Origin of the sequence: Staphylococcus simulans (assembly GCF_047037175.1) — a bacterium.
GTDB classification, from domain to species: Bacteria; Bacillota; Bacilli; order Staphylococcales; family Staphylococcaceae; genus Staphylococcus; species Staphylococcus simulans_C.
The window spans coordinates 1725912-1738880 of sequence record NZ_CP178241.1; the positions used below are offsets into that span (position 1 = coordinate 1725912).

Below are 12969 nucleotides of genomic sequence, written 5' to 3' on the forward strand. Positions count from 1 at the left end.
ACTTCCACCTACTTACTCATTCGTTACTTATTTGTCATTGCTTGCGTCTGGTTGTTTCATAGGTGTCTCATACTCATTCTATATCTCAAGGCTGTGCTAATTCATTCGCAAATTTGGTATACAGACTTTCAGAATCACAAAGCGTCTGCCAAGTCTGATAAGCACCTTTCGCATAACTTTCATACGCTTCATCTGAAAGATTCAAGAAATATTCAATAGCACCTGCCGCATCTTTCGGCTTAAGCGCGTCACTGATTAACATGCCGTTCACTTCTGGCTGTACAATTTCAGCTGTGCCTCCAACATTAGACGCAACAACTGGAATCGCATTCGCCATTGCTTCCATCACAGATACAGGTACCCCTTCTGATTCAGATGTATTTAAAAATAACGTTGGGTTATGCTCATGATACCATTTTCTTACCGCTTTGTTCGGCAAACGGCCAAGTAATTCGTATTGCGAAGGTTTTAATTTTTCTTTTGCCATCGCTTCAATCTTTTGTGTTTCTGGACCGTCACCGATATGTACCCACTTGAAATCATAACCTTTTTCATTTAATTGTGCTAAGGCATCAATAATAACGTCTAAACGTTTTAATTTACGTATCGTTGAACAGCTGACAAACAATGGCGGCTGGCGTAAAGAAACTTGATAGTCACCTTCACCGACGCCAAGACGTCTTGTTTCAATTTTATGCGCATATTTCGGAAACTTATGACGTAAATAATTCGAACTCGTATCCGATACTGGATATAACTTATCTACATGTTCCAACATCATTTGACGCATAGGCAAGAAACTAAATGGTTTAATATAGTCATTCACATCATATCCATGACCTCTTGAAACAAACGGAATCGAAGCATCTCCATAATAATCATATTTCAATTTCTTACCGAGATTCGCCGTGATATAAAACCAATAACTGTATAGATACAGCTGCGTATGGTCATCATTTTCCGGCAATAGATGTGAACGTACTAAATCTTGATAAATCGCATCTGTTCTCGCTTCAAAATACAAATTGTACATCCATTTATAAGGGTTCAATGAACCTGCATTTTCACCAATACTACGCACACGCGGTTGATTGAATAAAATATGAGGCCCTGTCTTTAAGAAGTTGATACCTTTATCTTTTAATCCTTGCGGAAACGGTAAATCAATGACCGTCGCAACATCAGGCACTTCTCTTGTCACCTTCATCTTTTGACTGACCATCGTTGGAACAATCGTGATATGATCAAAAGCTTCGGCCAAATATTTGATTTCTTCTTCTAAGTATTCCTCTCCTTTGTAGTAAGGAAAGTAATTCGTCAACAAAATCAATTCTTTCTTCATAGTGCTATTCCTCGCTTACTTCTGATTGATATTTTTTCGTAATAACACTGTTGAAATCGTTTTATAAATCACAAATGCATCCATTTTAAAGCTGACATTCGCCGCATAAAACGCATCTAAACGCATGCGTTCTTCCATCGAAGCACTGTTACGTAACAAAGCTTGTGTTAAACCAGTAATTCCGGGTTTCACATGAAACTTTGTTTTATAGTAATCCGGATAGCGGTGTGTATTGCCTAATGGACTAGGACGTGGTCCCACAAAGCTCATGTCACCTTTTAATACGTTTAACAGCTGTGGTAATTCATCAATACTTGATTGACGTAAGAAATGGCCCACCTTCGTTACACGCGGATCTTGATCACTGTTGAACGTGCTGCCGTCCGCATTACGAATATCTTGCGCATTTTCTTTCATTGTACGGAATTTATGCATTTTAAACGGCAACATGCCGACACCTAAACGCTGTCCATTGTATAAAATACTGCCTTTATCTTCTCTTTTAATCAACACACTTACAGGCAAAGCGACCATGAGCAGTACAGGTAAGAGTGCTATAAATAATACGACATCTAACCCGCGCTTAATATTTTTCCGGTAACTCATCACGCAGTCCCTCCATTTCTTGATAAATTTCTTGTAACGCATCTATAAAGCGATAGCGAGGGACAAAATCAATTTCTTCTTGCGCCCGTGTGCCATCCATATAAGAAGGTTCAAAATAATCCGGCACATCTTCATCTTGACGTTCAATACCCGCAGAATTATCAAACGCTTGATTAATGTGTTGCGCGACTTCTAAATTAGTCAACGTTTCACTGCCTTTGATATTTTGAATGAGTGAGACATCTGGATGTTGTGCAGCTTGCCAAATCGCTGTCGCGGCATCTTTCGCATATAAAAATTCACGCGACACATCACTCTCACCCATCACTGTGAGCGGTTTGCCTAATAACGCCAAACGCATAAAGTAATTAATCATATAGTTATTTTGTTCTAGTGCGCCATATAAATGTGAGAAACGCAAGCACACAACATCTAACTGATAGTGCTTACGGTAATACGCCGCCAATTGTTCAATATAAAGTTTGTTTAAACCATATAAAGATTTCGGCACGGTATCCACTGCGTCCGCTTCTGTCCACGGCAATGTCTGTGTATCCGCATAAACAGAAATAGAAGAAGCAACGATGACTTGTTTACAGTCGCATTCAAGTGCGGCTTCAAACACATGCTGTGCCATTTTTAATTCTTCAGTATAACTGCTGATATCTTTTCTTGGTCCTCTATTTCCTGCCAGATGCACAATTACGTCGCCCTCTTGAAAAATCATTTCTAAAGCAGCTTGACTGTAATCTGTTTGGATTTGGTGTGCATCTTCAATTGTTTGTCGACGTGATAAAACGGTATAATCAACGGCTTTATCTTCTAATAATGCTGTCAGATAACGGCCAAGCAATCCGGTACCGCCTGTAATTCGAAAGGCCATTTATTCTTCCTCCTTCATCAGCGGATAAATATAGAAGCCGACTTTATCATACACGCCGTTCACCGGTCTGATGTACTCTCCTTGTTGGTAATAACGATAGCTTTCTAATGTATGATCCGGCACTTTGAATTGATAATAATCAATCGGTTGTTTCGGTGTCTCACACATAAACTCTAAGACCACTGGTTGAATGGTTGTAGTATTGGTAAATGTCGGTGCCTGTTCTTCTAGTAAATGTTTGAAAGTTTTCTCTAACAAATCATCATGATTATAATATTGAATCAATTTATGCATATGACAACCATCAAAGCGTGGTGTGATTTCAATGATAAACGCTTCATGATTCATCACTTTCACTTGCGCATAAACTGGACCATTTTGAATATGCAATGTCTTCAAATGTGCTGAAATCGCTTGTTCAATAGAAGCCATTGGATAATCATAGTCAGGATCGATAATATGTTTATGAATTAAGCCTGGGTGTTGTGGCCATGTTTCGCGCATAGATACTAAAGTAAACTGCAGTTCACCCTCTACGACATACCCATTGACTGAGATTTCATAACCTTCAATATAACGTTCAATGATTGCGGCACCTTCTCTAGAGTGTTCTATAGCATGCGCAATCGCTTCAGGCAAAGCTTCAGCGTTTGTCACTAAAGTAATACCCCGTTGTCCTTGGCCGTCTGTCGGCTTCACAAAGACAGGATACTCGATTGCTGTTTGATGTTGGCTGTCTTTAGTGATTTCAAAAGGCACAGAACCTGTAATTCCTTTGGTTTGCGCACGCATCACATCCTTATGATTACATGCATAAGCGGTCTCATGACTGACAAAATGTGGTAAATCTAAAGTCTCTGAAATTTCATTTGCGACTGGCATCGCTAAATCTGAACCTACAGAATAAACGGCATCAATATGATGTTGCTTGATATAATCAATGACTGCCGCTTCATCTATAATGTTAATCTCTTCAAAGTGATCTGCACTCTCAGCACCCGGGCCATCTTTTTTCATAGCCAAGGCATGTGTTTCATAGCCCATCTCTTTTAATTTTTCAATGGCTTCTGCTTGAACGGGCGCAACCCCTAAGATTAAGACCTTTTTCATACCAGCACCCCGCCGACTGCTTCATTCACTTGATTCACAATATATTCTACTTGTTCATCCGTTAATTGCGGATAAAGCGGCAATGTCAATTCATTCACATAGTGCGCATATGCATTGGGATAGTCTTTAATGTCAAAGCCATACGCTTGATACGCAGAAAACATTGGTAATGGTATATAATGAACATTTGTCGCAATACCTTCTTCTGCTAACTGCTCAATAATCGCATTACGTTGCGCTTCTGTAGCACCTTTAATCCACGTGATATATAAATGACAGCTGGATTCTTTATCTTGATCGAAATGTTTTAAACTTTTGATAACGTCTGAGTTTAAGTTTTCTTCATATAAACGTACCACTTCTTTACGACGTGCTAAATTCTCATCATAATGTTTAAGCTGATCCAAACCAATCGCCGCATTGATATCTGTCATATTGAATTTGTAACCTAACTCTGAAATATCGTATTCCCAGTTTCCTTTCTGCATTTTAGACAATGCATCTTTACTTTGACCATGTAGAATAGATGTTTTGTATAGTTTTTGTAAATCAAATCCATGTGCTTTGTAGTCTTTCGTCCATGTGACTGCGCCACCTTCAGCTGTCGTCAAGTTTTTAACCGCATGGAATGAAAATGTTGTAAAGTCGGCAAAGCTTCCGCTTTTGGCTTCGCCTTTTTTCGCACCGAAAGAATGCGCACCGTCATTAATAATCGCAATACGGTTAAGCGTAGCGTGTACTGGATTTTCCGTATGGAAAAGTGCTTGTTTGCGGCGTGCAATATCAAACAATGTATCATAATCGCATAGTTGCCCAGCGATATCCACTGGAATAATGGCTTTTGTGCGTTCTGTAATGTTTGCTTCTACTTGCGCATAATCCATTTCTAAGGAGTCTTCTTGCGTATCTACTAATACAATTTTCGCACCGACGTGGGCGATGACTGAGGCTGACGCGGTGTATGTATAAGCAGAAGTGATGACTTCGTCCCCTTCGCCAATACCTAATAAACGTAATGTCATTTCTAAAGCAGCCGTAGCTGAGTTCATTGCGACTGTGCCTTCTGTGCCCATATAGTCAGTTAATGCTTCCTCAAATGCTTTCGTTTTTGGCCCTGTCGTAATCCAACCGCATCTCAACGTCTCCACAACACTTTCGATTGCCTCTTCAGAAATTTTAGGCGGGCTGAATGGTATTTGCATAGCTATCTTCTCCTTTATCTTTAACGATTATCTCTCACTATGATGCCAAGAAATAATACTTTAGAATATCTGCCAAATATCTAAATGGTTCTGCATTTATCGCATCCATCAAAAAGATTTCTGCCATTTCATCACACATCGCAAATATTCTAATTAGATATTATGTTCCAATTTAGTAACAGTATAATCCACCGAGTAAAAAGTATTCAATCAATATTCGTAATTAAAATTATTATTTAACAATCCTAAATTTACAATTACATAACATTAATAAACTAATTATCAAATCAACATTCACTTAACATTCTTTACATCTAATTAACACAAGTACATTCCTATAAAAAGACGCCCTTTGATAGCCAAAGGACGTCTCATCTTACTTATTCTATTTTTAACGTAAAAGCTTATTGTTCTTTCTTATCTTTCTTACGACGTTTACCAAATAATAACCATGAACCTAAACCAGCGAACAATGTGCCGAACAATGTTTTCTTCGCATCATCTTCACCTGTATCAGGCAAGTCTTTGTCTTGCGCAGTTTCTTTCTTATCTGCTTTTGCTGGTTGTTTTTCAGTACCTGATTCAACTGGTACATCACGCTTGTCTTCAGGCGTTACCGTTGAACCATCATGATCTTCTGTTACAGATGGACCATGTGGTTGGTTTGGTTCATCTGGATTTTCTGATGGTGGTGTCACCTCTGGTTGTGTTGGTTGTGATGGTGCTTCTGGTTGTTCCGGTTTCTCAGGTGTACTTGGTGTTGTTGGTTGTGTCGGTTCACCTGGTACTTCAGGTGTGCCTGGTTGATTTGGATTTTCTGGCTGTTCAGGCGTTTCTGGTACTTCAGGTGTGCCTGGTTGATTTGGATTTTCTGGCTGTTCAGGCGTTTCTGGTACTTCAGGTGTCGGTGCTGGATTTTCCGGTTGTTGTGGATCTTCAGGTTTTGGTGTCTCAGGATCTTCTGGTTGTTCTGGTTCTTCTGGTGTAGTACCTGGATCTACCGGCACGGTACCTGTACCTCTTTCAACAATTCTGTCGACTTTATCAGTCAATGTGATTGTTGTTGTAGAAGGATTAATCAATTCGCCTGTTTTCGGATCTACGCCGTAAATGATTGTTGTTTGTGTTTGTCCTGTTTTACCTGGTTGTACTTCATATTCTGTGCCGGCTGGCAAGTTAGGATTATCTTGATAGATTGTGTCGTATGGAATGTCTGTCGTTGTGACTACTTTTGTGCCGACACTGATGACTCTGTCTTTCGGAAGGTTATTCGGGTCATTCGGATCGCCTGGTGTACCTTCCTCAATCACTTGTGTCTCGCCGACTGGCAAGTCAGGATTTGGACGATACGTTGTAGATGGTGCGACAGGACCGTATTCGATAATGCGGTCAACTGGCGGTGTTGTGATAGATTCTGTTGTTGTCGGATTCAATAATGCGCCTGTTGTTTTATCCACTTCATACGTTGTCGTCGTTGTTGTCACACCATTTTGACCTTCTTGTGCCACATGGTTCACACTACCCACTGGTAAATTCGGATTGTATCTGATGATTGTTTCATAAGGGATTGGCGATGTTGTCTGTTCAACATTGTTCACACCCACGACCTTATCGACTGGCGGCGTTGTAATTTCTGATGTCGCTGGTTGTCCTGGTACTTTCGTTGTTGTTTCAATACCTGGTTGACCTTCTGTTGTCACCGTTTGTGTGCCGATAGGTTGTGATGGGTCTGGGTTCGCTTCATATGATGTTGCCGGCGGTATTTCTGTTGTTGTCGTTGCGGTTGTGCCGACGCCGATTTCAATCACTCTATTTTGTGCTGGTTTAATTGTTGTTGTGACAGTGGATGGATTTTCTAACGCACCTGTTTTTGGATTGATTGTATACGTTGTTGTGGTTTCTGTTTGACCAACAATACCTGCTTGTACTTCTTGTTGTGTACCTTGTGGCAAGTTAGGATTTTCTTGATAAATCGTCTCGAATGGTACATCATTCGTTGTTGTTTGCGTTGTACCTTTTGCGACAATTTGTGGTGTCGGTGCTTTGGTTTGTGTTGTCGTTGTCGGATTAATCAACGCACCTGTTGTCTTATCGACTTCATACGTTGTCGTTGTCGTCGTCGTACCCTCTTGGCCAGGTGTTACGACACTTTCATAACCGATAGGTTCATCTGTGCTGATATATTGCGTATCAATTGGTACTGATGTTGAATCCGTTGCGACATTACCTACGTATATAACTGTATTTGTCGGTAGATTATCTGGGTCATTCGGATCACCAGGTTGGCCTTCTACCGTTCTCGTTTCACCCGCAGGTAACGTTGGGTCTGGTTGATAAACGACTTGGCCGGCAACTGGACCATATTCCACAATACGTTGTACTGGATCTTTGGTTTGTGTTGCCGTTGTCGGATTAATCAACGCACCTGTTGTCTTATCGACTTCATACGTTGTCGTTGTTGTCGTCGTACCATTTTGACCTTCTTGTGCGACATAATCAGTCGTGCCAACTGGCAGATTTGGATTGTATCTGACAATCGTGTCATAAGGAACTGGTGTTGTTGTTTGTACGATGTTGTTAACACCAATCACTTCATTTACTGCTGGTTTTGTGATTTCCGTAACGGCTTCTTGACTCGGTGCTTTCGTTGTCGTTGACTCACCTGGTACACCTTCTGTAATCACACTTTGTGTACCCACAGGTTGTGATGCATTTGGGTTTGCTTCATATGTTGTTTGTGGCGCAATCGGTGTTGTTGTTGATGTTGTTGTACCGCTGCCCACTTCGATAATACGATCTTGTTTCGCAATACTTGTTGTGGTAACTTCTGTTGGATTTTCTAATGCACCTGTTTGCGGATTAACCGTATACGTCATCGTTGTCGTTGTTTGACCCGTTACGCCTGCCTGCAACTCATTTTGTGTACCTTGAGGCAAGTTAGGATTTTCAATATAAACCGTTTCATACGGTACATCATGCGTTGATGTTTGCGTCGTACCTATTTCTACAATTTGTGTTACAGCCGGTGTCTTGATTGACGTCACTTCTGGATTAATTAGTGCGCCTGTCTTCGGATTCACTTGATAAATAGTTGTTGTCGTTACTGTACCGTCTTGACCAGGGGTTGTGATATTTTCATAGCCCACTGGCTGAGCTGTCGGTATATATTGCGTGTCATAAGCAACTGGTGTTGTATCCGTTGTCTTATTACCGACTTTCACAACTGTTTCTGTCGGTGGATGATTTGGATCATTCGGGTCACCTGGTGTACCTGGAACTGTGACAGTTTCACCATAAGGTAAGCTTGCATCCGGTTGGTAAACCACACCGCCTTCGACTGGTCCATATTCCACAATACGTTGAATTGGATTTGTCGTTTGCGTTTCAATTTTCGGATTCGTCAACGCACCCGTTTGACCGTCAACCTCATAGGTTGTTGTCGTTGTTGTCGTACCGTTTTGTCCTTCTTGTGCGACATAATCTGTTGTGCCGACTGGTAAATCTGGGTTGTAACGAACAATCGTTTCATACGGAATCGTTTGTGTTGTCGTATCCACATTGTCTACACCAATTACTTCGTTAACTGCTGGTGTCGTTACTTCTGTGACTGCTGGTTGTCCAGGCGCTTTCGTTGTTGTTGACTCGCCTGCTATACCAGGTGTCATAACTGTTGTATCACCTGTACCTGCATCTGAATCAGGATTTGCGACGTATGTTGTTTCAGGCGGAATCACAGTTGTTGTCGTTGAAGTTGTACCGACACCCACTTCAATAATCAAGTCTTGTTTTTCTACTAATACTTGATCTGATGCTAATGGATTTTCTAACACACCCGTTTGTGGATTAACTGTATATTTCACTGTTGTTTGTGTTTGACCTGTTACACCTTCTTGAAGGACATTTTCTGTACCTTGTGGTAACGCAGGATTTTCTTTGTATATCACATTGTAAGGTACGTCTGTTGTAGTGACTTGTGTTGTACCTTTTTCAATCACTTCATTTACAGCAGGTGTTGTCGTTGTTGTAATTTGCGGATTACTTAAAGCGCCTGTTGATGGATTGACTGTGTACGTTGTTGTCGTTGTTGCTGTACCTGTTTGACCTGGTGTTTGTACATTCGTATAAGTCGTTGGCGCATCTACACCTACATACTTAGTTTCATACGGTACTTGCGTTGTTTCTGTCGTTGTATTGCCGACTTTCACAACTGTATCTGTTGGCAGATGATTTGGATCGTTCGGATCGCCAGGTATACCTGGTGTTGTAGATGTTTGACCTGCAGGCAATGTCGCATCCGGTTGATAAATGATGCCGCCTTCTACTGGTCCATATTCTACAATGCGATTGACCGCATCTACTGTTGTTGTTTGCGTTTGCGGATTCGTCAATGCGCCAGTTTGTGGATTGACATCATACATTGTTGTCGTAGTCGTTGTACCATTTGTGCCTTCTTGTACCACATAATCTTTCGTACCTATCGGAAGACTTGGGTTATAACGGACAATCGTTTCATATGGAATCGTTGTCCCTGTACGTTCAACGTTATTGACACCAACAATTTCATTCACTGCAGGAATCGTTGTTTCCGTTACTGCTTCTTGTCCTGGTGCTTTCGTTGTCGTCGTTTCTCCTGCTTGACCAGGTACCGTCACAGTTTGTGTACCGACTGGCTGCGTATAATCTGGGTTTGGTTCGTATGATGTTGTCGGAGCAATCGGCGTTGTTGTCGTTGTTGTAACGCCTGTACCGACTTCAATAATACGATTTAACGCTTCTTGTGTTGTCACAGTGTTAGATACAGGATTTTCCAATGCCCCTGTTTCAGCGTTTAGTGTGTAAACTGTTGTTGTTTGTGTTTGACCTGTTGTACCTTCTTGCAGTACAGTTTGTGCACCTTCAGGCAATTTAGGATTTACTACATAAACAGTTTCATATGGTACCGCACTAGTCGTAACTTGTGTTGTACCTCTTTCAACTACTTGTGTTACAGCCGGTGTCGTATTTGTCGTTACCACTGGATTGCTTAAGGTACCTGTAGCTGGATCCACACTATAAACAGTTGTCGTTGTAGATGTTCCGTCTTGGCCTGCTACTTTCACATTTTCATAACCAACTGGCTGAGTTGAAGGGATATATTGTGTTTCATATGGCAAGGCATCCGTCGTTGTAACTTGGTTACCTACTTTCACGACTGTTTCTGTAGGCAAGTTATTTACATCATTTGGATCGCCTGGCGTACCTGGAATCGTTTCTGTTTTACCATATGGCAGATTCGCATCTGGTTGATATACAATCGTACCTTCAACTGAACCATATTCCACAATTTTGTTGACTGGTGCTGTCGTATTTTGTGTGACTTGCGGATTAGACAATGTACCTGTTGTGCTGTCCACATCATATGTCGTTGTTGTCGTTGTTGTACCATTTTGACCTTCTTGTACCACTTGGTTCACAGTGCCAACTGGTAAATCTGGGTTATAACGCACAATCGTTTCGTACGGGATCGTTTGTGTTGTCGTATCTACATTATCGACACCAATCACTGTATCCACAGCTGGTGTTGTCGTTTCAGTGACAGGGTCTTGGCCTGGTGCTTTCGTCGTTGTTGATTCACCTGGCGTACCTGGTGTGATGACAGTTTGATCACCCGTACCAGGATCTGCATCTGGGTTTGCGACGTAGTTTGTCTTCGGTTCAATCACATCTGTGGTTGTGGCAGTTGTGCCGACACCGACTTCAATAATACGCGTTTGTGCACCAGTTAGAATCGTTGTATCTGACGTTGGATTTTCCAATGCACCCGTTTGACGATTCACTTGGTACGTTGTTGTCGTTTGTGATGTTCCGTCAATACCTGCTTGAATTTCGTTTTGTGTTCCTTCAGGTAAATCTGGATTCTCTCTATAAACTGTATCATAAGGAATATCCGTATTCACAACTTGGACTGTACCTTTTTCGATAACTTCTGTCGTTGAAGGTGTCGTCGTTGTTGTCGTTACTGGACTTTCAAGCGCACCTGTTTCTGGATTCACAGTGTATGTTGTCGTTGTTGTTTCAGAACCATTTTGTCCTGGTGTTTGTACATTGGTATAGGTTGTTGGTTCATTGACACCAACATATTGCGTGTTATAAGGCACAGGACTTGTTTCAGTAGTCACATTACCTACTTTTATAACTGTGTCCGTCGGCAGATTGTTCGGATCATTCGGGTCTCCTGTTTGACCTGGCACCGTACTTGTTTGTCCTGCCGGCAACGTTGGATCGGCTTGATAAATGGTACCGCCCGCAACTGGTCCATACTCTACAATTTGATTCACTGGATCAACCGTTGTTGTTTGTGCTGTCGGATTTGTCAATGCGCCTGTATTTGAATCCACTTCATAAGTCGTTGTCGTTGTTGTTGTACCGTTTGTACCTGTTTGTGCCACATAATCTGTTGTGCCGACTGGCAGATTTGGGTTATAACGGATAATCGTTTCAAATGGTACATCCGTTTGAGTTTGTGTCACATTATTAACGCCAATGACTTCATTTATTGGTTGTTTTGTTGTTTCTGTCACAGCATCTTGTCCTGGTGCTTTCGTTGTCGTCGATTCACCTGGTACACCTTCAATTATTACCGTTTGTGTTCCTGCAGGTTGTGTATAATCAGGATTTGCAGTGTAACTTGTTGTTGGATTAATTGGTGTTGTCGTAGATGTTGTCACGCCTGTACCGACTTCTATAATACGGTTTTGAACAGGTTGTGTCGTCACTGTATTAGATGTCGCATTTTCTAACGCACCTGTTTGTGCATTGACAGTGTATGTCGTCGTTGTCTCGGTTTGACCCGCGACACCTGCTTGAATTTCATTTTGTGTGCCTGCAGGTAGATCAGGGTTTTCTCTATAAATCGTTTCGTAATCTACATGATTCGTCACAACTTGTGTCGTACCAATTTCAACAATTTGCGTTGTCGCAGGCGTTGTTGTCGTTGTGGCTTGAGGATTTGTTAGTGCACCTGTTTCTTGGTTCACATCGTACGTTGTTGTCGTTGTTTCTGTTCCGTTTTGACCTGATGTCGCTACATTTTTATAGCCAACAGGTTGATTCACACCAATATATTGCGTTTCAAACGGCACATCCACTGTGCTTTTATCCACATTATCGACACCGACAACTTGGTCTACAGCCGGAACTGTTTCTGTAACAGGTGGTTGACCTGGTTCAGTCGTTGTCGTTGTTGAACCTGCTTGTCCTAGTGTGAGAATCGTCGTACCGCCGACACCTGCATTGCTGTTTGAATTCGGCACATAGATGGTTTTCGGCGGAATAGTTGTCACTTGCGTTGTTGTGACACCTGTACCACGTTCGATAATGCGATCTTGTTTTGCGACTTGTGTTGTCGTCACAGAAGTCGGATTTTCTAACGCACCTGTTTGCGGGTTCACTGTATACGTTGTCGTAATTTCTTCTTGTCCAACAATACCTGCTTGAACTTCATTTTCAGTTCCTACTGGCAAGTTCGGATTATCGACATACGTTGTGTTGAATGGAATATCATTCGTTGTCACTTGTTTCGTACCGATTTCAACCACTTGTGCGACAGGTTGGTCTGTTGTTGTCGTTGTTTCTGGATAAATCAACGCACCTGTATTCGGATTGACTCGATACGTTGTTGTCGTCGTTGTTGTACCATTTTGACCTGTTGTTGATACATTTTCATAACCAATTGGCTGATCGACTGCCACATATTGTGTTTCGTAAGGAATGTTTTGAGTTGTTGTTGATACATTATCGACTCCGATGACTTGGTTGACAGGTTGTGTCGTTGTTTCTGTCACAGG

At 41.6% G+C, this 12969-nt stretch carries 6 protein-coding genes; all 6 read right to left on the bottom strand.

Annotation, left to right across the window (positions count from 1 at the left end; all coding sequences use genetic code 11):
• Positions 1 to 85: 85 nt before the first annotated feature.
• A complete protein-coding gene (locus ACFCT9_RS08620) occupies positions 86 to 1342 on the bottom strand; it encodes a glycosyltransferase (RefSeq protein WP_412518609.1) in 1257 nt (418 codons plus the stop codon).
• Between the two features lie 15 nt (positions 1343 to 1357).
• Positions 1358 to 1948: a sugar transferase gene (locus ACFCT9_RS08625; RefSeq protein ID WP_412518611.1), complete on the bottom strand. Its 591-nt coding sequence runs from the start codon at positions 1946 to 1948 to the stop codon at positions 1358 to 1360.
• Entirely contained in the window at positions 1926 to 2831 is a 906-nt protein-coding gene (locus tag ACFCT9_RS08630) for an NAD-dependent epimerase/dehydratase family protein (RefSeq protein ID WP_412518613.1), read from the bottom strand. Before ACFCT9_RS08630 ends, ACFCT9_RS08625 begins: the two co-directional genes overlap by 23 nt.
• Complete coding sequence (locus ACFCT9_RS08635; protein ID WP_412518615.1) at positions 2832 to 3941, bottom strand: ATP-grasp domain-containing protein; 1110 nt, start codon at positions 3939 to 3941, stop codon at positions 2832 to 2834.
• Positions 3938 to 5143: a DegT/DnrJ/EryC1/StrS family aminotransferase gene (locus ACFCT9_RS08640; protein WP_412518617.1), complete on the bottom strand. Its 1206-nt coding sequence runs from the start codon at positions 5141 to 5143 to the stop codon at positions 3938 to 3940. The genes ACFCT9_RS08635 and ACFCT9_RS08640 overlap by 4 nt, the downstream gene beginning before the upstream one ends.
• A gap of 404 nt (positions 5144 to 5547) precedes the next feature.
• The gene (locus ACFCT9_RS08645; protein WP_412518619.1) at positions 5548 to 12966 is read right to left on the bottom strand and encodes a G5 domain-containing protein; all 7419 of its coding nucleotides are present in this window, start codon (positions 12964 to 12966) and stop codon (positions 5548 to 5550) included.
• Positions 12967 to 12969 lie beyond the last annotated feature (3 nt).

Coding starts and splice junctions, on each gene's coding strand:
- ACFCT9_RS08640 (WP_412518617.1), bottom strand. CDS start 5,143: ATGCAAATACCATTCAGCCCGCCTAAAATTTCTGAAGAGGCAATCGAA.
- ACFCT9_RS08630 (WP_412518613.1), bottom strand. CDS start 2,831: ATGGCCTTTCGAATTACAGGCGGTACCGGATTGCTTGGCCGTTATCTG.
- ACFCT9_RS08625 (WP_412518611.1), bottom strand. CDS start 1,948: ATGAGTTACCGGAAAAATATTAAGCGCGGGTTAGATGTCGTATTATTT.
- ACFCT9_RS08635 (WP_412518615.1), bottom strand. CDS start 3,941: ATGAAAAAGGTCTTAATCTTAGGGGTTGCGCCCGTTCAAGCAGAAGCC.
- ACFCT9_RS08620 (WP_412518609.1), bottom strand. CDS start 1,342: ATGAAGAAAGAATTGATTTTGTTGACGAATTACTTTCCTTACTACAAA.